This window comes from Rhodomicrobium udaipurense JA643 (assembly GCF_000636015.1).
GTDB classification, from domain to species: Bacteria; Pseudomonadota; Alphaproteobacteria; order Rhizobiales; family Rhodomicrobiaceae; genus Rhodomicrobium; species Rhodomicrobium udaipurense.
This window is the reverse complement of sequence record NZ_JFZJ01000037.1, coordinates 1-21,910: the sequence shown is the minus strand read 5'-3', so window position 1 is coordinate 21,910 and position 21,910 is coordinate 1. Positions and strand designations below refer to the sequence as shown.

At 63.6% G+C, this 21,910-nt stretch carries 17 protein-coding genes; 9 read left to right on the top strand and 8 right to left on the bottom strand.

The annotated features are described in order from the left end of the window. Positions 1-24 precede the first annotated feature (24 nt). The 4 genes from argJ (at position 25) to secA (ending at position 5,594) form a co-directional block, all read left to right on the top strand. The gene (argJ, locus tag T281_RS07600; RefSeq protein ID WP_037236742.1) at positions 25-1,275 is read left to right on the top strand and encodes a bifunctional glutamate N-acetyltransferase/amino-acid acetyltransferase ArgJ; all 1,251 of its coding nucleotides are present in this window, start codon (positions 25-27) and stop codon (positions 1,273-1,275) included. Then, on the top strand, positions 1,256-1,696 hold the full coding sequence (locus tag T281_RS07595) for a (deoxy)nucleoside triphosphate pyrophosphohydrolase (protein WP_052037236.1): 441 nt from the start codon (positions 1,256-1,258) through the stop codon (positions 1,694-1,696). The genes argJ and T281_RS07595 overlap by 20 nt, the downstream gene beginning before the upstream one ends. A gap of 170 nt (positions 1,697-1,866) precedes the next feature. Next, positions 1,867-2,490 carry a LysE family translocator gene (locus tag T281_RS07590; RefSeq protein ID WP_037236739.1) on the top strand — a complete coding sequence of 208 codons (624 nt, stop codon included), beginning with the start codon at positions 1,867-1,869 and terminating at the stop codon, positions 2,488-2,490. A 248-nt stretch (positions 2,491-2,738) separates the two neighbouring features. Next, positions 2,739-5,594: a preprotein translocase subunit SecA gene (gene secA / locus T281_RS07585; protein ID WP_037236736.1), complete on the top strand. Its 2,856-nt coding sequence runs from the start codon at positions 2,739-2,741 to the stop codon at positions 5,592-5,594. A gap of 207 nt (positions 5,595-5,801) precedes the next feature. Here secA and T281_RS07580 read toward each other — a convergent pair whose 3' ends face one another. The 4 genes from T281_RS07580 to T281_RS07565 all read right to left on the bottom strand — a co-directional run bounded on the left by T281_RS07580 (position 5,802) and on the right by T281_RS07565 (position 9,247). Beyond that, a complete protein-coding gene (locus T281_RS07580) occupies positions 5,802-7,007 on the bottom strand; it encodes a lytic murein transglycosylase (RefSeq protein WP_081796668.1) in 1,206 nt (401 codons plus the stop codon). 171 nt (positions 7,008-7,178) lie between these two features. Continuing rightward, positions 7,179-8,006, bottom strand: a complete 828-nt coding sequence (locus T281_RS07575) for a HesA/MoeB/ThiF family protein (protein WP_037236733.1) — start codon at positions 8,004-8,006, stop codon at positions 7,179-7,181. A gap of 102 nt (positions 8,007-8,108) precedes the next feature. Further along, a complete protein-coding gene (locus tag T281_RS07570; protein WP_081796667.1) occupies positions 8,109-8,636 on the bottom strand; it encodes a PAS domain-containing protein in 528 nt (175 codons plus the stop codon). 197 nt (positions 8,637-8,833) lie between these two features. Beyond that, a complete protein-coding gene (locus tag T281_RS07565; RefSeq protein ID WP_013417829.1) occupies positions 8,834-9,247 on the bottom strand; it encodes a Ros/MucR family transcriptional regulator in 414 nt (137 codons plus the stop codon). 646 nt (positions 9,248-9,893) lie between these two features. Here T281_RS07565 and pxpB point away from each other — a divergent pair. Beyond that, on the top strand, positions 9,894-10,646 hold the full coding sequence (gene pxpB, locus T281_RS07560) for a 5-oxoprolinase subunit PxpB (RefSeq protein WP_052037234.1): 753 nt from the start codon (positions 9,894-9,896) through the stop codon (positions 10,644-10,646). Next, positions 10,643-11,680 carry a 5-oxoprolinase subunit C family protein gene (locus T281_RS07555; protein WP_037236730.1) on the top strand — a complete coding sequence of 346 codons (1,038 nt, stop codon included), beginning with the start codon at positions 10,643-10,645 and terminating at the stop codon, positions 11,678-11,680. Before pxpB ends, T281_RS07555 begins: the two co-directional genes overlap by 4 nt. A 63-nt stretch (positions 11,681-11,743) precedes the next feature. On the opposite strand, the gene tesB is transcribed toward T281_RS07555, so the two are convergent. Next, positions 11,744-12,610 (bottom strand): acyl-CoA thioesterase II, encoded by an 867-nt coding sequence (gene tesB, locus T281_RS07550; protein WP_037236717.1) that lies wholly within the window; start codon positions 12,608-12,610, stop codon positions 11,744-11,746. Between the two features lie 87 nt (positions 12,611-12,697). On the opposite strand from tesB, the gene T281_RS07545 reads away from it, so the two are divergent. Beyond that, on the top strand, positions 12,698-13,954 hold the full coding sequence (locus T281_RS07545) for an FAD-dependent monooxygenase (RefSeq protein WP_162173136.1): 1,257 nt from the start codon (positions 12,698-12,700) through the stop codon (positions 13,952-13,954). Between the two features lie 19 nt (positions 13,955-13,973). Here the strand turns inward: T281_RS07545 and T281_RS07540 are convergent, their stop codons facing one another. The 3 genes from T281_RS07540 to T281_RS07530 all read right to left on the bottom strand — a co-directional run bounded on the left by T281_RS07540 (position 13,974) and on the right by T281_RS07530 (position 17,191). After that, positions 13,974-14,984: an alpha/beta fold hydrolase gene (locus tag T281_RS07540; protein ID WP_037236714.1), complete on the bottom strand. Its 1,011-nt coding sequence runs from the start codon at positions 14,982-14,984 to the stop codon at positions 13,974-13,976. A 127-nt stretch (positions 14,985-15,111) separates the two neighbouring features. Then, entirely contained in the window at positions 15,112-16,668 is a 1,557-nt protein-coding gene (gene murJ, locus T281_RS07535; RefSeq protein WP_037236711.1) for a murein biosynthesis integral membrane protein MurJ, read from the bottom strand. A 100-nt stretch (positions 16,669-16,768) separates the two neighbouring features. Continuing rightward, positions 16,769-17,191 carry a hypothetical protein gene (locus tag T281_RS07530; RefSeq protein ID WP_037236707.1) on the bottom strand — a complete coding sequence of 141 codons (423 nt, stop codon included), beginning with the start codon at positions 17,189-17,191 and terminating at the stop codon, positions 16,769-16,771. 191 nt (positions 17,192-17,382) lie between these two features. Between T281_RS07530 and T281_RS18710 the strand changes: the two genes are divergently transcribed. Further along, positions 17,383-17,895 (top strand): hypothetical protein, encoded by a 513-nt coding sequence (locus T281_RS18710; RefSeq protein WP_155955150.1) that lies wholly within the window; start codon positions 17,383-17,385, stop codon positions 17,893-17,895. Positions 17,896-18,099: 204 nt separating this feature from the next. Then, positions 18,100-21,910: alpha-2-macroglobulin family protein (locus T281_RS07520; RefSeq protein WP_162173135.1), on the top strand; the 3,811-nt coding region annotated here is incomplete at its 3' end.

Here is a 21,910-nt window from a genome sequence, read left to right as displayed (position 1 = left end):
CCGCAAACGAAAGGAGCCGGGTTCATGGCGAGTATCACCAAGGTTTCGCCGTTCGCGCCCGGCGAACTCGTGCCCCTGCCGCCGATCGCGGGCGTAAAGATCGCGGTCGCGGAGGCGGGCATCAAATATGCGAACCGCACCGACGTGTTGCTCATGCTGTTCCCGGAAGGGACGCAGGTCGGCGGCGTGTTGACGCGGTCGAAGACATCCTCGGCGGCGGTGGACTGGTGTCGCGAGCAGCTTCAGCACGCAAGCGCGCGGGCGCTCGTTGTCAATTCCGGCAATGCGAATGCGTTCACCGGCCAGCGCGGGCGCGAGGCGGTGGAAGCAACAGCCGCATTCGCGGGCGAGGCGGGCGGCTTTGAAGCGGAGCGCGTCTTCATCGCGTCCACCGGCGTTATCGGCGAGCCGCTCGACGCCACGAAATTCAGCCACGTTCTGTCGAAGATGGCGGGCGAGGCGAATGAGGACCTCTGGCACGACGCCGCGCGCGCCATCATGACAACCGACACCTATCCGAAGGTGGCCACGCGCCGCGCCTTCGTCGGCAACGTGCCCGTCACGCTGAACGGCATCGCCAAGGGTTCGGGCATGATCCAGCCCGACATGGCGACGATGCTCTCTTTCATTGTCACCGATGCGGCCGTCGAAGGCCACGTGCTGACGGAGCTTCTGCGCCGCCACGTGAAGACCACGTTCAATGCCGTAACGGTCGATGGCGACACCTCGACGAGCGACACGCTTCTCATCTTCGCGACGGGCGAAGCCGCAGCCAAGGGCGCGCCCAAGATCGCCGGGCCGGACGATCCCGAAGCAGCGGCCTTCTCGGCGGCGCTGCTTTCGCTCCTGCACGACCTCGCCATTCAGGTGGTGAAGGACGGCGAGGGCATATCCAAGTTGATGACGATCCACGTCGAAGGCGCGGAGAGCGACGAGGCCGCGCATCGCATAGCCATGACCATCGGCAATTCGCCGCTCGTGAAGACGGCGGTTGCGGGCGAGGACGCGAACTGGGGACGCATCGTCATGGCCGTCGGACGCTCCGGCGAGGCGGCGGACCGCGACAGGCTGTCGATCTGGTTCGGCGACATCCAGGTGGCGAAGGATGGCCTGCGCGATCCCGATTACAAGGAAGAGCAGGGCGCGGCCTATATGAAGCGCGGCGAAATAGAGATTCGCGTCGATTGCGGCGCGGGCGGGCCGGGGCGCGCAACCGTATGGGCTTCGGACCTCACCTATGACTACATCCGCATCAATGCCGACTACCGGAGCTGAAGCCGCCCCCGCATCGCCGGGGCTCAAGCTTGTGACGTGCGTGGCCGTGGCGCTGATCGACGCGGACAACCGCGTGTTGCTCGCGCAGCGCCCCGCGCACAAGCCGATGGGCGGGCTGTGGGAGTTTCCCGGCGGCAAGATCGAGGCGGGCGAGCTTCCCGAGGCCGCGCTCATTCGCGAGTTGAAGGAAGAACTTGGCATCGAGGTGCCGCAGCGCTGCCTCGCGCCGCTCACCTTCGCGAGCCACTCCTACGAGACGTTCCACCTCCTGATGCCGCTCTACATCTGCCGCAACTGGAACGGCATGGTGCGCCCGCTCGAAGGGCAGACGCTGGCGTGGGTGCGCCGCGACAAGCTGCACGATTACCCGATGCCGGCCGCCGACGTGCCGCTCGTTCCGATCCTGCAGGATTGGCTTTGAGGGCGGGCGCCCGCAGGCTTGAGCGGCGGCTTTCGAGCGAATGCCCCGGCGAACGCTCGATAAAAACCCCGGGACGTGGTGCAGACCGGCCTTGAGCATGCCTGGCGGCGGGTTTAGGTTGCCCATTCACAGGCCGCGTCCGTTTGGCGCGCCCTTCCGGTGGATCGCCGATGTCAACTTCGTTTGCCGTTTTCCTCCCGGCCTGCTTCGCGCTCAACATGGCGTTCGGGCCGAACAACCTCCTTTCGCTCACCATCGGCGCGCGCCATGGCGTGATGCCCGCGATTGCCGCCGCTCCGGGAAGGCTCGTCGCCTTCGCCGTCATGATCGCGATCACGGCGGCTGGCATGGGCGCGCTCCTTATGGCGTCCGAGGCGGCATTCACGGCGGTGAAGCTCCTTGGCGCGGCCTATCTCGTCTGGATCGGCGTGCGGCTCATCATGGCCAAGGGTTTCGACACTCTCGCCGCGCCAAAGGACAGCACGCAAGCGCCCGGCAGTTTTCTGCGGCAGGAATTTCTCGTCGCGGCCAGCAACCCGAAGGCGATGCTCATCTTCACGGCCTTCCTGCCGCAGTTCGTGGACCAGAGCGATTACTGGCGAAGCTTCCTCCTTGTCGGGGTGGTCTTTCTTATTCTCGAAGTTCCTGCTATCGCGATTTATGCCCTGATCGGCTCGCGCATCGGCCGCCTCGCGCAAGGCGGCAGTGCGTCGCGATGGATCAACCGCGTGAGCGGGTCGATGATGGTGGCCTTCGGCGTCGCTCTCGCTTTCGCGCGGCGCCCGGCGTCCTGACGAGTAGCGCGGTAAAGCTTGCGGCGGCGCGAAGCGCGCGTGCAACCCTTGGACAGGCCGTCGCGGCGCGTTGACAGCGCCGCTGCGTCTGCTTATTTCTCGTGCCATGAGGAGAGGGGACACTTTCTCCCGGTCAATTTCGCAAACAGCCCGTAAGAAAGCCATCGCCAAAAAAGAAAAGGCGCTCTGGCAGCGGTCCCTTAATCTCCGGACTGCATTTTCCTGGCGAGGCAGTGAGGCTCGGCAACATGGTTTCTCTTGGCGCGCTCGCAACCAAGATCTTCGGCAGTTCCAACGACAGGCTCCTGAAGAGTTTTCAATCGAGGGTCGCGCCGATCAACGCGCTGGAGCCAAAGTTCCAGGCGCTCTCGGACGATGAGCTGCGTGCGAAAACCGTTGAATTCCGCGAACGGCTCGCAAACGGCGAGCATCTCGACAAGCTGCTTCCCGAAGCCTTCGCCACCGTGCGCGAGGCTGCCAAGCGCACGCTCGGTCAGCGACACTTCGACGTGCAGCTCATCGGCGGCATGGTGCTGCATTCGGGCAAGATTGCTGAGATGAAGACGGGCGAAGGTAAAACGCTCGTCGCCACGCTCGCCGCCTATCTCAACGCTCTGCCGGGGCGCGGCGTGCATTGCGTCACGGTGAACGATTACCTCGCCAAGCGCGACTCCGAATGGATGGGGCAGATCTACCGCTTCCTCGGCCTCACAGTGGGCTGCATCACCCACGAACTCGACGACGTCGAACGCAAAGCCGCCTATGCTTGCGATATCACCTACGGCACGAACAACGAATACGGCTTTGATTATCTCCGCGACAATATGAAGTACTCGGTCGACGAGATGGTGCAATTCGGCGGCCGTCCGCCCGAGCTTCAGGGACACGCCTTCGCCATCGTCGACGAAGTGGACTCGATCCTCATCGACGAGGCGCGCACGCCGCTCATCATTTCCGGCGCGATCGAGGACAAGTCAGACCTTTACATCAGCATCGACAAGCTCATTCCGAAGCTCGGCAAGGAACATTACGATCTCGACGAGAAGCAGCGCGCCGTGACCTTCAGCGAAGAGGGCAACCAGCGCATCGAGGAGATCCTACAGGAAGCGGGCTTCATCGAGCCGGATTCCACCTTCTACGACGCCGAGAACGTGACCATCGTCCATCACGTCAACCAGGCGCTGCGCGCCCACAAGCTGTTCCTGAAAGACCGCGATTATATCGTCCGCAAGGGGCAGGTTGTCATCGTCGACGAGTTCACGGGCCGCATGATGGAAGGCCGCCGCTATTCGGAAGGACTGCATCAGGCGTTGGAAGCGAAAGAAGGCGTGGACGTTCAGCCGGAAAACCAGACGCTCGCCTCGATCACCTTCCAGAATTACTTCCGTCTGTATGAAAAGCTGGCGGGCATGACCGGCACCGCCATCACCGAGGCGCAGGAATTCCTCGACATCTACGGTCTCGAAACCGTGGAGATCCCGACCAACCGCCCGATGTGCCGTATCGACTCGGACGACGAAGTTTATCGCACGGCCGCGGAGAAATACCGCGCCATCATCCGGTTGATCCAGGACTGCGCCAGGCGCGGTCAGCCCATCCTCGTCGGCACCACCTCCATCGAGAAGTCGGAAACGCTGTCGGAGATGCTGAAGCCGCTGAACGTGCCGCATCAGGTGCTGAACGCGCGCTACCACGAGCAGGAAGCCTTCATCATCGCGCAGGCGGGTATGCCGGGCGCCGTGACCATCGCCACCAATATGGCGGGCCGCGGTACGGATATTCAGCTCGGCGGCAACGCGGACATGCAGATTGCGGCGTGGGTTGCGGAGAAGCGCGCGACGGGCGTCGAGCCGACGTTGGACGAGATCAGGGCAGAGCGCGACAAGATTGCCGCCGACATCGAGGCGAAGAAGGAGCAGGCGCTCGCCGCTGGCGGCCTCTACGTCCTCGGCACGGAGCGCCACGAAAGCCGCCGCATCGACAATCAGCTTCGCGGCCGTTCGGGCCGTCAGGGCGATCCGGGCGCGTCGCGCTTCTACCTCTCGCTCGAAGACGACCTGATGCGCATCTTCGGCACCGACCGCATGGACTTCATGCTGCGCAAGCTCGGCATCAAGGACGACGAGGCGATCGCGCATCCGTGGATCAACCGCGCGCTCGAAAAGGCGCAGCAGAAGGTTGAAGCGCGCAACTTCGACATGCGCAAGAACGTGCTGAAATACGACGACGTGATGAACGACCAGCGCAAAGTCGTGTTCGAGCAGCGCATCGATCTCATGCAGGAAGAGACGGTTGAAGAGACCGTCGCCGACATGCGGCGCGAAGTCGTGCAGGATCTCGTGACGACGCACATCCCGGCGAAGGCGTTTGTCGAGCAGTGGGACGTGACGGGCCTGCGCGAGGAGTTCAAGGCCGTCTTCGACATGGATTTGCCGGTCGAGGAATGGGCCGCCGAGGAAGGCATCGCCGAGCAGGAAATCGAGGAGCGGCTTCTTGCGAAAGCCGATGCGGCTGCGGCGCGCAAGGCGTCCGATGTCGGTTCTGAAAATATGCGCCAGATCGAGAAGGCGATCCTGTTGCAGACGCTCGATCATCTCTGGCGCGAGCATATCGTCAGCCTTGAGCATCTGCGTCAGGCGGTCGGCCTTCGCGGCTACGCCCAGCGCGATCCGCTCCATGAATACAAGAGCGAAGCCTTCCAGATTTTCGAGAGCATGCTGTCGCGCCTGCGCCGGGAAGTGACCGGCCAACTCATGCATGTGCAACTCGCACAGCCGGAAGATTACACGCAGACCGAGCTTCCCGAGCTTCAGATGTTCCGGGCCGATCCGATCACGGGGGCCGATTTGTCCGAGGCCGAGGCCGAAGCCGGGCCGCAGTCGAGGCAGGATCGTCGGGCGTCTGCGAAGCAGGCTGGCGCGAAGCCGTCCGCGCCCGCCGCAGCGAAGGCTTCGGCTCCGCGCGGCGGCGGAAAGACGCCCGCAATCGATCCGAACAATCCGGCGACGTGGGGCAAGGTTGCGCGCAACGCGCTGTGCCCCTGCGGTTCGGGCAAGAAGTACAAGCATTGCCATGGCGCTATCGCCGCTACGGCTGCGGAGTAGCGGTCGCACATACCATATAAAAAAGGCCGGGCTTCCCCGGCCTTTTTTATGAGAGCAAGCCTGCTGGCAACGGGGCGCTGGCTTCATGGAGCCGTGCTGGCGCAAAAGCCTGGAGCCTTCCCACCAGTGACAAGTCGCAATCATGTCAGGCGCAACCGATCGCCCGCGCAGGCGCGAGTGAACCGCCGCGCGTAAGTCGCTTTGTGTCTAACGCCCGCGCAGCCGCGAGACCAGTTCCGGGCTTGGATAGGAGTCGGCGGGCAGGCCGAGCTTTTGCTGAACCTTCTTGACGCTCGCGCGGGTGAGAAGGCCGAGCTTGCCGTCCACTTCGCCGACATCGTAGCCCTTCGCGCGCAAGAGGCTCTGAAGCTCCTTCGTCTGTTCATAGCCGAAAGCGCTCACGCCGCGCCCGCGTGACACCGGCGGCGTGCCATCGATGCGGGTCGCGAGATAGGCCACCGTCGTCGCGTAGATGAGCGACTGGTTCCATTCGAGGAACACCTTGAAATTGTCGAAGGCGAGGAAGGCCGGGCCGTTGCGTCCCATCGGGAGAAGCAGCGATGCGGGGAGGTCGCCGGAGAGGCGTTGGCCGCCCGCAAGTTGCACTCCCATGCGTTGCCACTCGCTCAGCGGATGCTGGATGGTGAGGTCGGCTTGGCTCCAGTCCATGCTTTCCGGCACACGCACTTCCTTCAGCCAAGGCTCGCCACGTCGCCAGCCAAGCGCCTTCAGGTAATTCGCCGATGAGCCGATCACGTCGGGCGCGCTGCGGATGAGGTCGGCGTGGCCGTCGCCGTCGTAATCGATGCCGTATTTGAGGTAGACCGAGGGGACGAACTGCGTCTGGCCAAGTTCGCCCGCCCACGGTCCGCGCATTTCGCTGGCGCTGAGGTCGCCGCGATCGATGATCTTCAGCACATCGAGCAGTTCCTCGCGGAACTTCTCAGGGCGGCGGCAGTCATAGGCAAGCGTCGCGAGCGAGCGCACGGTTTCCATGTTGCCGTTGTTTGCGCCGAAATCGGTTTCGAGCGCCCAGAACGCGCTGATGATGGCACCCGGCACGCCGAAATCGCGCTCCGCGCGGTCGAACTCCCGCTTGTACTTGCCGCCGATAAGCTGGCGTGCCTTTTCGATGCGATACTTCGCGGCCATACGATCGGAAAATTCGAGGAAGCTTTGCGAAAAGACGCTCTGGCCGCGATCCTTGTTGATGACGCTCTGGTCGAAGGTGACGCCGTCGAGCGCGGAGAGCGCGCGCGAGGAAAGTCCGTGGCTGCGCGCTTCGGCCTTGAACTGCGACAGCCAGCGGTCGAACCCGGCGCTCGACGTAGAGCAAGGTGCGGCTGACGCGCCGCTCGCGCTCGCGGCGACGAGAAGGCTCGCAATCATCATTCGGGATACGGAGCGTCTCATCGCTAACCTCCAGTCGAGCATCATCGGAAAAATCGGGGTCGAAACGGCGCTTTTCAGGCCGCCTCTGACATTTTCACTGTCTATAGACATCGGACCTTGCCGGAAGACGGCGGCCGCGCCGAAAGCGTCATCGCGCGAATCCCGACCGAAAGTGAGGCAAAACAAAGGCGATCACGCGCGCTGTTCGGAATCGGCGGCGTGAACCGTCAGGTCGCGGATGGAAGGGGCAAGGCCCGTCAGCGGATTATTCGCGTCCCATTTCAGCGCGATGGTCTGAAACCGGCCGACGAGCGCGTCATAGATGAGGAGCCTGCCGACAAGCGTGCCTTCGAGGCCGAGGATCGCCTTCACCACCTCCACCGCCTGCAACGTCCCGATCACGCCCGTCACAGGACCGAGCACGCCCGCTTCCTCGCAACTCGGGATTTCGCCCGGTGCGGGCGGTTCGGGGAAGAGGTCGCGATAGCTCGGGCGTGGTGTTCCTGATTCGTCCATCTCGAAGGCACGGAAAGTGGAGACGTAGCCCTCCATCTGGCCGAGCGCGGCGAAGACGAGGGGCTTCCTCGCGAAATAGCACGCGTCGTTCACGAGATAGCGCGTCGCAAAATTGTCCGAGCCGTCGGCCACGATGTCGTAGCGCGAGACGACAGAGAGCGCGTTTTCGGCGGTGAGGCGAAACGGCATCGCCTCGACTTCCACATGCGGGTTGAGCGCGTGCACGAGCGCCGCCGCGCGCTCCGTCTTCAGCGCGCCAATGTCGTCGGTGCGATAGGCGACTTGCCGCTGAAGATTGCCGAGCGAAACGCGGTCGTCGTCGATGATGCCGAGCGCACCGACGCCCGCCGCCGCGAGATACATCAGCAACGGCGAGCCGAGCCCGCCCGCGCCGACGATCAGCACGCGCGCCGCCTTCAACCGTTGCTGGCCCTGTCCGCCGATATTCTTGACGAGCAGATGGCGCTTGTAGCGCTCGATTTCTTCGGGCGAGAGCGTGGTCATGATCCTTGTCGGCCGGGTGTCGCGCTTTATTTATGCGTTAATCGCGGCCGCGTAAGTCATCACGAGTGCCCGCCGTAATTTATTGCCAAAGCTTCCGGGCAACTACAGCCGCGCGCGCCGCTTTTCGACTCGCTCTCCGACGATATGCGCCTGCGGCGCGCCATGTGCGAAGGTCGCGGGAATTGCGGCGTCGTAGCCGAGGATGCGCTCCACCTTGCCCGAAAGGCCGCTCAACGGGAGACGCAGCCAGATCAGGAGCAGATGTTCGCGCCCCGCTGCGGGACCGCGCACCGTTCCTTGCATCGGCAGTTGGTCTTCAATGACGCTGCGGTAAACCGTGCGCCAATAGTCGCGCTTGTGCTGGAAGCCGATGTCGAAAACCGCGCGCCCGGTGATTTCCGCGCCATAAATCTCGCCGACTCGCGTGCCGGCCAGCCTGTAGCGCAGCGACTCGAGATCTTCGCCGCAGTCGAGAAGGCTCAGGCCCGACAGAAGATGAGGAATCGCGATCGGGTCTATGTCGAAGCGCGACGGCAGCGGACGCGACTGCGCGCAGGCCCGCCAATAGCCGTAAAGCTCTTGTTGCTCGCGCATAATAACCTGCGCCCGGAAAGAGATTTCCGAAGCCATCCAACCCTCCGATGTCCGCGCGCAGGTCCGCCACCAGCGCCGATCACCATGTTTCGCGAACTATCGGTGATTTGCATGTTGCAGCGCAAGTCATTCGAACCGGGCCGCGCCCCCCAAATCGAAGAAGAGGCGTTCGAGGGGCGGAGCAGCGGCGGGAATAGCTCGTTGAGGGAGGAAGTGTCCGGTGAAGGGGTGGTCTAGCGGCCCTTACGCTGACCGAGGCCCATTTTCTTGGCAAGATTGGAGCGAGCTTCGGCGTATTTTGGGGCGACCATCGGATAATTCGGTTCCAGACCCCACTTTTCCCGATATTCTTCGGGCGACATATTATAATGCGTGCGCAAGTGTCGCTTCAGCGACTTAAACTTCTTGCCATCTTCGAGACAGATGATGTAGTCCGGCGTCAATGATTTCTTCACAGCGACGGCAGGCTTCAGCTCTTCCTTCGGCACGATAACGACATTCGACGAAGCGCGAGTAAGGGCAGAATGGACCTCGCCGATGAGGCTGGGCAAGTCACCTGCGACAACCGCGTTATTGCTAACATAGGCGGAAACGATTTGTGTCGTAAAATCTACCAGCTCGTTATTCTCGAATTTTTCATCAAGCATTTGCGGGCTCCTGGTTCGGCCTTGAGCTGCACTTTCCAATCCTTTGTAGGAATTGCTCTGGATTTCCGCTTTGTCAAGCCAGCGCGACTCGGCTTTACGTTTTGCGCTGAGATCCTTGACCTTATTTGCTTGCTTCACAATCGTCTGCCTTTCGGATTTGAACGGAATACATGCTATATATCATATGATAGCCACTACTCAAGATTTCATTCAAGGAATTTGGCCCAAATTTTGTACGCAGATTGAGCGCTTCTTCCCGAAAGAAGGTCCGTTTTTTTTGCTTCGGAAACTCTGCTTCGTGTGTACGCAATGTCGCAGCGGTAACGCAGCGGAAATCATCGGGCCACAGATTCGGCCGTGTCTGCTCTCCTGAAAGTTGCGTGCCGTTTGAGAAAAATCCCAAGCGTGGCATTGGCTGCCGGGAGCTATATTTCCGGCTTGCTTCGCGTTTTGACCGCAACCTTGAGGGTTGACGGCATTTTGATTGAGGAGAAACGCTTGTATTAGGTCCGGTAGGAAACTAATTTCATCAAGGAATTTTTTTGAAGACACGAGGTTTTATGTCGTCGCGGATTGCGTACGCGGTCGCGGTATTCGCGCCTCGCGTTTTGATGCGCCCCGCTTCAACTTACGGGGTGATGCCTATATGCCGACGGAAGACGAGGTTGTCGCCCCTTTATCGCTCCAACCAAGGGTATATGACTGCGGCGAAAGTGCCGTGCTCGTGGAATTTGGTGTTGGCTACAGCAAAACGGTCAGTCTTGCCATCCTTCAAATCTCGGAGAGGCTGCATGGCAGCCATCTCGAAGGCTATCGGGAAAGCATACCGGCGCTTTCTTCTCTTACCATTTGCTACGATCCTCTTGTCCTGACGAAGGAACGCCTCGTCGCTGCCATCGAATCGGCGTGCGCGATACCGCTCGGAGCGGGCGCCGCAGCGCGCCTGTGGACGATCCCTTGCGTTTATGGCGGCGTTTCCGGCCCCGACCTTGGCGACGTCGCACGCGAGGCCGCGCTTTCGGAGGGCGAGGCCGCCGCTCTTCATGCGAGCGAAACCTATGTCGTTTCGATGCTCGGCTTCCTTCCGGGCTTCGCCTATCTCGCCGAACTGCCCGAGAGGCTTCGCCTGCCGCGCCGGGTCACGCCGCGCGCGCGAGTGCCCGCCGGGTCGATTGCGATAGCGGCGGACATGACAGCGGTTTATCCGCTGGAAAGCCCCGGCGGCTGGCACCTGATCGGGTGGACGCCGGTGCCCATGTGGGACATGGCGCGGCGAGCCGAGCCGTTGCTTCGGCCCGGCGACAGCGTTCGTTTCAGGGCGGTCGACGCAGAGGAAGCGGAAGCGCTGCGTCTCCGCGTCGCCGAGGGCTGGTTGCCTACACCCGAGGCTCCAGCGTGAGGCCCGCGCTGACAATCGTCGATCCCGGTTTCGCCGCAACCATCCAGGATCGCGGGCGCGTCGGCTGGCAGCGTTTCGGCGTTCCTGTGTCGGGCGCGCTCGATCCAGAGGCGCTTGCGGTGGCGAATATCCTCGCGGGCAACACGTCGGACTGCGCCGCTATCGAGGTGATGGGCGCGGGGCTTCGCCTGCGCGTCGACGCCGAGGGCATGACGCTCGCGGTGGCGGGTTGCGCGGCACCGCTTCGCATCGAAAGGGCGGGGGCGGCCGTTTCCGTCGCGCCGCTGCGGAGCTTCACAGCGCATCGCGGCGAGGTGCTGCGGTTTCCACCGCCGAAAAATGGCGCGGTCTATTATATCGCGTCGGCGGGCGGCTTCGACATCCCGGCGGTGCTCGGCAGCCGCTCGACCTACATGCGCGCCCGGCTCGGGGGTATCGAAGGCCGCGCGCTGCGGGCGGGCGACACGATTTCGCTCATGCGCGAGGCCGCGCCCGGCACGCCGCCGCTTCTTCTCGATGCGAGTTTCGACGCGCCGAAAAGCCTCCGCATCATGCGCGGGCCCAACGCGGATTATTTCGCGGCGAGTGCGTTTGAAGCTCTGCTCGGCGGCGCGTACACGGTCACGCCCGCGTCCGACCGCATGGGCTTGCGCCTCGACGGCAAACCGCTCGACCGCGCGAAGCCGGGGGAGGTGCTGTCGCAAGGGACCACGGCGGGCGCGCTTCAGGTGCCACCGGACGGGCAGCCGATCCTCCTTCTCGCGGACCGGCAGACGACGGGCGGCTATCCGCGCATCGCGACCGTGATCGGTGCGGACATCGCGGCGGCGGGGCGGCTTGTGGCGGGCATGGCGGTGCGCTTCGCCGAGGTCGGCCGCGAAGAGGCGGTTGCAGCTCTCAAGGCCCGCGCCGAGTGGCTCGCCGCGCTGAAGTCACGCCTCAGACCCGTGCCCGACAACGCTCTAACCGCCGAACGTCTCCTCGGCGAAAACCTCATCGGCGGCGTAACGGCGGGCGAGGGCGGCGAGATGTAAGCGATGCCTCGCGCGGAGCGATGCATTTGGGAGCATCGCGCCGCCGTTGTCGCCATCGCAACGCTACTTCGCGGCCTTCTCGCGGATCATCCCTTCCTGCGCCACCGACGCCACGAGGGTGCCGTCGCGCGAGAAGATGCTGCCCCGGCAGAAGCCGCGCGCGGCCTGTGCGCTCGGGCTGTCCATCGCGTAGAGCAGCCATTCGTCCGCCTTGAACGGCCGATGGAACCACACAGCGTGGTCGAGGCTCGCGAGCATCAGGTCCGGCTCGAAGAGCGAGCGGCCATGCGCGACGAGCGCCGTATCGAGCAGGGAAAAGTCCGACGCATAGGCCAGCACGCATTGATGGAGGCGGAAATTGTCGGGCAACGCGCCGTTCGCGCGGAACCAGATATATTGCTTCGGTTCGAGCTTCTCCTTGCAGAAGAAGCGCGAGAGATCCACGGGCCGCAGTTCGATGGGCCGGTCGCGCTCCCAGTAAAGGCGCATGACTTCCGGCAGGATCGGCAGCAGGCGAGCCTTCAATTCTTCTTCGGACGGCAATTCTTCCGGCTGGGCAACTTTCGGCATCTCGATCTGATGGTCGAAGCCGGCCTCAAGCGCGTGGAACGAGACCGCCATGGTGAAGATCGGCCGCCCGTGCTGGATAGCGGTCACGCGCCGCGTGGTGAAGCTGCCGCCGTCGCGGATACGGTCGACGTGGTAGATGATCGGCACCTTTGGGTCGCCGCCGAGCAGGAAATAGGCGTGCAGCGAATGTGCCACGCGGTCCTGATCCTCGACCGTGCGATAGGCGGCGGTGAGCGCCTGCCCGACCACCTGACCGCCGAAAACGCGCTGCCAGCCATTTTGCGGGCTTCGTCCACGGAACAGATTGTGTTCCAATTGTTCAAGATCGAGTATCGACAGAAGTTGATCGACGGCCGGCATGGGTGCCCTTCCTAAGCTTCTCCATCCGAGATAACGGTTCTCCTTCGAAATCTGTCAAGTTAGTCGGAAGCCTGACGCGAGGTGGCCGTGAACGATATTCAGAAGAGTCGGTTCGACATCGTCATCAGCGGTGGGAGTTTTGTCGGGCTCGCGCTGGCGCGTGCGCTGGAAGCGTCGGCGCCGGGAGCGTTCGCCATCGCCGTCATCGAGCAACGCACGCTCGCCGCCGCAACGGCAGACCCGCGCACCGTCGCGCTCACGGCCAGCGCCAGGGCGATGCTCGAAGCGACCGGCATATGGCAGACGATCGCGGACAAGGCCGAGCCGGTGCGCCGCATCGTGCTGACCGATTCCGCGCTCGAATCGCCCGTGCGTCCCGGCCTGATCGGCCTCGACGCCGAAGATACGCCCACGGGCGAGCCGACCGCCTACGTCATCGAGAACGCGGCGCTGCTTCCGGCGCTTCTCGCCTCGCTCGATGGCCTGCCCAACGTCTCTTTCTTCGCGCCCGATGCCATCGACCATTTCGAGACGCGCGACGAGGATGTGTCCATCGTGCTGCGCTCTGGTGCGGCACTCTCGGCGCAGCTTCTTGTTGCGGCGGACGGGCGCAATTCGGCGGCACGCGAGACGATCGGCATTCGGACGCAAAGCTGGCCATCGGATAAGGTCGGCATCGTGGCGACCGTTGGCATCGAGCGACCGCATAACGGCACCGCGTGGCAGCATTTCCTGCCCGCCGGACCGTTCGCCATCCTGCCGATGACCACGGCCCCCGATGGCGGCAATCGCGCGTCGGTCGTGTGGACCGAGGATGCGGCCATCGCCCGGCGCATCCTTGCTGAGGATCGCGAAGCCGTGCTGGCCGAGCTGTCGCAACGTTTCGGCCCGGAACTCGGCGCGCTGACGCTTCTGTCGAGCCCGCAGGCGTTCCCGCTGTCGATGGTGCTGGCGCGCGAGTTCGTGCGGCCGCGCTTCGTGCTCGTCGGCGACGCGGCGCATGGGCTGAACTGGATCGCGGGGCAGGGGCTGAACCACGGGCTCAAGGATGTCGCGGCGCTGGCGGAAACGCTGGTGGACGCGGCGCGCCTCGGCCTCGACATCGGCGATGTGACGATCCTGCGCCGTTACGAGCGCTGGCGGCGGTTCGATGTCGTGACGTCGGCGTTCTCAGGCGCGGCGCTCAACGCGTTCTTCTCGAACGACTGGACCGGCCTTCGGATGCTGCGCAACGCAGGGCTCCGCACGGTGGACGGTATCGGGCGGCTGAAGACGCTGTTCATGAACGAAGCGGCTGGCCGCACGGGCGACGTGCCGAAGCTGTTGCGCGGCGAAGCGCTATAAGCCGGGCGCGCCAATCCGCCTATTTTGCCTCGTCCGAGCTTTCGAAGCGCGACCAGAACAGTTTGAGCAACGCCGCCGTCCGCGCGGGCGCTTCGAGCATCGGCAGGTGGCCGACATCCTTCATCATGAGGATTTCGCTGCCGCGAATGAGGCTTGCCAGGACGCTGGCTTCCGCCGGGTCGAGGATCTTGTCGGCCCCGCCCCAAACGACGAGCGTGGGCGCGGCGATATTCGGCGCCCAATGCGTGGCGGGGAGTTCGGGCGAGAGGATCATTTCGCGGAAGAGATGACGATAGACGGGCGCGCGGGCGATCTGATCGCGCGCCACCAGCGCCGCGAGGATGGCATTCTGGAAGCCGCCGCCGTTCTTGCCGGAAAGAAGCGTAAAAATCGCCTCCATGTCCTCGGGCTTCTCGGCGATGAGGTCGTTTCTGCCATCGAGCAGGCCCGCTTCAAAGGGGCTCAGCCCTTCGCCCGCGACGCCCGCGCTGTCCATCAGGATGAGACTGCGCACGAGGTCGGGGCTTTTCGCCGCGACGAGCCCCGCGAGAGCGCCGCCCATCGAACTGCCGACCCAATGCGCTTTTTCTGCGCCAGTCTGCGCGAACCACGCCTTCAGCCGGTCCGCCTGCGCGGCGAGGCCATAGGACGCATCCGGCACGAAGCTGCTTTCGCCGAAGCCCGGAATGTCGGGCACCAGAAGCCGATGCGAACGCGCGAGGAAAAGCACGACGTTGAGCCAATTTTCCTTAGAAGCCGAAAAGCCATGAAGAAGGACGGCTGCGGGTTTGTTCGCAGGACCGGCGTCCCAGTAGCGAAGCTCATGGCCATCGACATTCGCCGTTCGCGCGCGAATTCCGGGCAGAAGGCCGATGGCGCGGCGGACGCGACGATAAAGGCCATCCGGCTGCCGCCAGTCTCGCAGCAGCGCGGGATCGACGCTTGCGGCTTTATTCAGATATTCGGCGGCCGCGCGCTCGAAAAGAGCCGATTGCCCGCCGTCGGGCGCGTCTGACGCGAAATGGTCCATGGAGTTTCCGCATAGCCCGAGGTTGTTTTCTTATAGGTTGGCTCGCGCCGCCGGAACAAAAGGGGCCGGAGAACATCTTTTGTCGGGCGGTTTCGATCGATGTGGCGCGCTCGGACGGCCGGTATAGTCAGGCGCGCATCGCCCGACGGAGCGCGGACAGCCGCACGGCGCCGGACGCAAGGATAACGGCCGCATAGACGGCGGCGCCTGAGGTGACGAGCAGCAGCATCGCGCCCGCCTGCTTCATCGTGGAGCGGTCGGCCGCAAAATAAGGGTCAAGCACCGGTTCGAGCCAGTAAAGCGCAGCCCCCATGGCCAAACTCGCGGCGACGATGCGGGGCGCGCGGCGCTTCAGCGCGTCGTCGAAGCGGAAATGGCCGCGCCGCATCAGCGTAATCATGAGAAGGAGCGCGTTGGTCCAGCCGGAAAGGCTTGTCGCGATGGCGATGCCGACATGGCCGATGTAGGGAAACATCAGGAGCGAGCCGCCAACGTTGACCGCGACGGACGCAGCGACGAACCTCATCGGCGTGGCGGTGTCCTCGCGCGCGAAAAAGCCGGGCAGGAACACTTTCGTCATCACGAAGGCGGTCAGCCCCGCCGCATAGGCCGCGAGCGCAAGCGACACCTGTCGCGTGGCTTCGGGCGTGAAGCTGCCGCGCTGGAACAGCACCTGGATGATCGGGTCGGGGATCACGATCAGCGCAACCGAGGCGGGCAGCGTGAGCAGCAGCGCGAATTCGAGGCTGCGGTTCTGGCTCGCGAGCGCGGCGGGTTCGTCGGCGTCAGCGAGGTGACGCGTGAGCGTCGGCAGCAGCACGACGCCGATGGCGATGCCGACCATGCCGAGCGGAAGTTGCATCACGCGATCCGCATAATAAAGATACGACACGGCGCTCGCCTGAAGCGATGCGATCATCGTGCCGATGAAGATGTTAACCTGATTGATGCCGCCGGTGATGAGGCCCGGCACCGCGAGCTTCACAAGGCGGCGCATATCGGGCGTGAGGCGGGGCAGGCGGAACCGCAGGTCCATGCCGAGCCCGCGCGCGGCCCAAGCCACGAACAGAAGCTGGGCGAAACCGGCGATCGCGACGCCCCACGCCTGAATGATGCCCGCCTCGGGCTGGTCGCGGAAGCCGCTCGCCGCCGCAAACAGCGTCACCGCGATCAGCACGAGATTGAGCAGGATCGGCGTCGCGGCGGGCGCGCGGAACTTCTGATGCGCGTTGAGAACGCCCGCAGCGAGCGCCACGAGCGACATGCACACGAGATAGGGGAAGGTGATGCGCGTCAGTAGAACCGCCAGCTCGAACTTCTGCTTGTCCTCGCTGAAGCCCGGCGCGATGGCGCGGACGAGATACGGCATGAAGATTTCGGCGAGGATAACGGTCGCGGTCACACCGACGAGCAGAATGGAGAGCGCTTCCTCCGCGAACTCGCGGGCGCGCACGTCGCCCTCGCCGCGCAACCGCTTCGTGAACAGCGGCACGAAAGCGGAGTTGAACGCGCCTTCCGCGAACAGCGCACGGAAGAGGTTCGGAAAGCGGAACGCCACGAAGAACGCGTCGGCCACCCAGCCGGTGCCCATCACGGCGGCGAGCAGCACGTCGCGCACGAAGCCGAACACGCGGCTTATGGCCGTCAAACCGCCAACAGTGAGAAAACCGCGATAAAGGCTCATCTACAACCGGGAGTGTGCGTTTCCAAAGCTATGGGCGACGATTCCTCCGGAAGCAAGGCGCGCTTCTCCGCACGGCGGCATTATCCGCGCTGTTGGCGCGTCATTCTTTCGGCAGCGGCCACGCGACCGCCGAACCCTGCTTGCGCGCCGCATCGTAGGCCACGCGGAGATCTTGCTTCATCGCGTCGCGGTTCGGATAATCCTTCGGCAGATGCCCCACGACGCACGCCTGAAGGCACAGCTTCGCCTCGGCGCGGGCGCGGTCGGCGGCTGCAACATTGGGGAATGTCGTGTTGCCGAAGGAATCGACGCAAAGAAACTGGCAAAAGCCGCCGATGCGCTTGAAGGCGGTGCCCCTCTCATCATCGCTCCAGTCTTTGTAGAGGCCTTTCGGAAGGCCGGAAATGGGCGCGGTGGCGATGTAGCCGATGGAATCCGCGACCTGGGCGAACGCCTGCACGGCTGCGGGCGTGGGCGCTGCGAGGATCGCTGTCGCGAAGAGGAGGGAAAGGCGGGAGGTCATCGGCGGGCCGGTCGGTTTCGGAAGGGCGGCTTAGCTTTGAGGGCGCTTTTTGGCAATTTCGTGGGGGCTTAGCGGTGGTAAGCGCCACAAGGAGAGGAACGATCTTTCCACTTGATAACTTTTCATCGTTATTTCTGAATCCAGAGCTAAGCGATATATCCCCTGACAGAAAAGTCAGGGGGGTAAAGACCATGTTCGGAATTCCCAATCGCTATTGGGCTGCGATAGGAGCCTTGCTCACTTTAGCTGCTGCGATCGGAGTTCCAATTACGCCAGATCCAGTCCTAATTACCGTCTCCGTAAGCTTGATCATAATATCTTTTGGACTTGCTATACACGGGTATCACTTAGATGCTGCTGTGCATCCTGACGTAAATCGGAAGAGGTTAAGAGAACGAATTTCTTCCTACATAGTCGAGGCATCGCGCATGATCGAGAAATTAGAAAGCGGAAGTTTCGAAAAAATTGATGACGATATAGAAAGCTGGGTAATTAAAGTTGAGCAATTTTTGGAGGTGGAATTCGACGGCTCGTACGTTGATAAATTCAGAGGTTTTTGGATTGATGACCTAAATATTGTTGGCGCCATCCTAGGAATGGCGATCAATCGGGAACGTTTAAAGGCGATAACCTTCATCGCTAGAAGACGCCAGTTTTTGGAAGATCTCCTAGATAAAGACGCGACACTAAACAGCCTGCATTGAATTTCAATTCTGCCCCAAACGTCTAATCCCAAGCGATAGGATTTCCTCCGGCCAGAGCGAAAAACGGCCATCACAAAAACGTCAGGTGAGCCGAATGTCGCGCCCATTTTTCTCGCGGTTTCGGCCTTGCCCAAGCCCAAATTTCGCGGCATCAGTCAGATCTAAGGTTGTATCCGTTGTCCTTGAGGTCGCGCGATGTATTTGATGCGTGTTTTGCTCGCTTGTTTCATCACTTTCAGCACAGTCGTGGCCGCAAGCGCCGAGCCCCGATCCCCGATAGAGGACTCCGTTGTCCGCGAGTCCGAGACCTTTGAAAACACCCTCACCGCGACATGGCCCACCAAGGGCAAGGATGCCAGGAGCTGGAAAGCCGAAGGCGCTAAGGCGATCGCCGCCAACGATCCGCGCGCGGCCACGGGCTATTTCGCCTCGTCCGCGCTGCTCGACCGCAAGAACGCCGACACGTGGCTGCAACTCGCTCGCGCCTACCTCGCCATTGAGACGGAAAAATACGGCGAGAAGATCGCGTTCGCCCGCAATGCCGGGTCGTCGGCCTATATAGCATATGCCCGCGCGACCATGCCCGCCGCTAAAGCCGCCTCGCTCGCGGTGCTGGCGGAAAGCCTCGGCGCGCGCGAACAGTGGCGGCCCGCGCTCCGCATTTACAAGCTGAGCCTCGGCCTCGATGCGAACCCGGATGTCCAGACGGCCTATGACGAAGCCTTCAACGAGCACGGCTTCCGCATGCTCGACTACACGGCCGACAATGAGTCGAACGCGCCGCGCATCTGCGTGCAATTTTCCGACACGCTCGCGAAAGGCCGCGTCGATTACACGAATTACGTCACCGTCAATAATGCGAAGCCCGGCTCGGTCCGCGTCGATGGCCGCCAGCTTTGCGTCGAAGAGCTTCAGCACGGCAAGCGCTACGAGGTGAAAATCCGCAGCGGCATTCCGTCCACGGAGGACGATCTCCTGCCGAAGCCGGTCGATCTCACCGTCTACATCCGCGACCGCTCGCCCTCCGTGCGCCTTTCGGGCCGCAATTACGTGCTGCCGCGCACGGGCCAGCAGGGCATTCCCGTCGTCAGCATCAACACGAAGCTGGTGAAGGCTTCGATCTATCGCATCGGCGACCGCCGCCTCGCGGACGAAGTGCTCGACGGCAATTTCCAGTCCTCGCTCGAAGGCTATCAACTGAACCAGATCGCGAACGCCAAGGGCGAGAAGCTCTGGTCGGGCGAGATGCCGGTCGAGATGAAGCCGAATGAAGAAGTGACGACCGCGTTTCCGGTCGACACGCTGCTGCCGAACCTGAAGCCCGGCCTTTATGTCATCGCGGCATCGTCCGCCGAAGAGTCTGCGAAGGTTGAAGCCGACAGCGCCGACGCCTCGGAAGATTATTCGACGAAGACCACGCAATGGTTCGTGGTGTCCGACCTCGGCCTGACCGCGTTTAGCGGCGCGGATGGCGTGCATGTCTATGTCCGCTCGCTCGGCTCGGCGGCGCCCGCGCAGGGCGTCGAAATTCGCCTCATTGCCCGCAACAACGAGGTGCTCGGCACCCAGAAGACCGACGAGCGCGGTGAGGCGATCTTCGACGCGGGGCTTGCGCGCGGGACAGGCGGCCTTGCGCCCGCCCTCGTCATCGCGCGCGATAATCTGCACGATTACGGCTTTCTCGACATCACGAAGCAGGCGTTCGACCTGTCCGACCGTGGCGTCGGCGGGCGCACGCCCCCCGGCCCGCTCGATGCGTTCGTGTTCACTGAGCGCGGCGTCTATCGCTCGGGCGAAACGGTGTACGTCACGGCGCTGTTGCGCGATCAGGCGGCCAATGCCGCGCCCTCCACGCCGCTCATCGTGAAGCTTTTCCGCCCGGATGGCGTGGAAGATCGCCGCGAGACGCTCGCCGATCAGGGTAACGGCGGCCGAAGCTGGCAGATCGCGCTGCCCGAGACGGCGATGACGGGTTCGTGGCGCATCGCCGCTTATGTCGATCCGAAAGCGCCGTCGCTCTACGAGAAGACATTCCTCGTGGAAGATTACGTGCCGGAGCGGCTGGAGATGAAGCTGAAGGCCGAACAGCCGCTTATCTCGGCGGCGAAGCCGGGCGTGATCGCGCTCGACGGCCGCTATCTCTATGGCGCGCCCGCCTCCAATCTCAGCCTCGAAGGCGAGATCGCGGTTTCAGCGTCGAGCGAGGTTGCGGGCTTCCCCGGCTTCCGCGTCGGGCTTGAGAGCGAGAAGTTCACCACTGTTCGCACCGCGCTCGACGGTCTGCCGACGACCGATGCGCAAGGCGCGGCGAAGCTGTCCATCGCGCTGCCGGAACTGCCGCAGACCACGAAGCCGCTTTCCGCCGACATTACCGTGCGCCTGCGCGAGCCTTCAGGCCGCGCGCTGACCGACCGCATCGGCCTCAAGGTCGACACGGGCAAGAGCTTCGTCGGCGTGAAGCCGCTGTTCCAGGGCTCCGTGCCGGAAGGCGATGACGCCGCGTTCGAGGTGGTTGGCATCAGCGCGGACGGCAAGCAGGCCGAAATCAAGGGCCTGAAGTGGGATCTCTTACGCGTCGAGAACCAGTTCCAGTGGTATAACCGCGACAATCGCTGGTCTTACGAACTCGTCACCTATGAAAGCCGCGTCGCGGGCGGCACGCTCGACACGCCTGCAAGTGGGACGGCGAAAATCTCCGCGCCCGTGAAGCCCGGCAACTACCGCCTCGACATCGCGTCCACCGATGCGAAGGGGCCTGCCACAAGCGCCACCTTCTCGGCGGGATGGTACGTCTCCGAAACTTCCGAAACGCCGGAAATCCTGAACCTCGCGCTCGACAAGGCGTCCTATGGCCCGGGCGACGACATCAAGGTGTCGATCCTGCCGCGCATGGCGGGCAAGGCGCTCGTCGCCATCGTCAGCGACAAGGTGCTGGCCACCGACCTCATCGACGTGGCGGCGTCGGGCGGCTCGACGACATTCAAGGTCGATCCGGCATGGGGACCGGGCGCGTATGCGACCGCGATCCTCTACCGCCCGACCGATAGCGCCGCGAAGCGCATGCCGAGCCGCGCGGTCGGCGTGAAGTGGATCGCGCTCGACACGAAGCCGCGCACGCTTTCCGTCGCGCTCGACACGCCGCCAGCGGTCCGGCCCGCCGGTCCTGTGACGGTCACGGCCTCGGTCGCGGGCCTCGACGCGGGCGAAAACGCGACGCTCGTCGTCTCGGGTGTCGACCTCGGCATCCTCAACATCACGCGCTACAAGACACCGCAGCCCGCCGGTTACTTCTACGGCCAGCGCCGCCTCGGCCTCGAAATGCGCGACCTCTACGGCAAGCTCATCGACGGCATGCAGGGCGTGCGCGGTCAGGTCCGCTCCGGCGGCGACGAGGGCGGCCTCGACATGAATGGGCGCCCGCTGGCCGAAACGCCGCTCGCGGTTTATTCCGGCCCGGTCAAGGTCGGCGCGGACGGCAAGGCTAAGGTCACGTTCGAGCTTCCGGCGTTCAACGGCACGATGCGGCTTTCCGCGCAGGCCTGGTCGCCGACGAAGCTCGGCACGGGCGAGAAGGATGTCATCGTGCGCGATACGGTCGTCGCGCAGGCCACCGCGCCGAAATATCTGCTGCTGGGCGACCGCTCGAACCTGCATCTCTCCATCGAGAACGTCGAAGCGCCCGCGGGGGCATACCAACTCGCGCTGAAAGGCGAGGGCGGCGTCGAGGTGGAAGGCGCGGCCGAACGCACGCTCCAGCTCGATCTCGAAAAGCGCGTTTCGGGGGTGATCCCGCTGCGCGCGGCGTCCGTCGGCGAGGGCAGCGTCAGCTTCTCGCTCACCGGCCCCGGCAATGTCGCCATCGAGCGCACCTACGCGATCCCGGTCGAGCCGCCCGCGCCGAATGTCCGCCGCCGCTCCACGGTGACGCTCGCGGCCAACACCGGCTCGCTCCGCGTCGGCCCGGAACTCGTCGCGGACCTTGTGCCCGCGACATCGCGCATCTCGCTCACCGCAA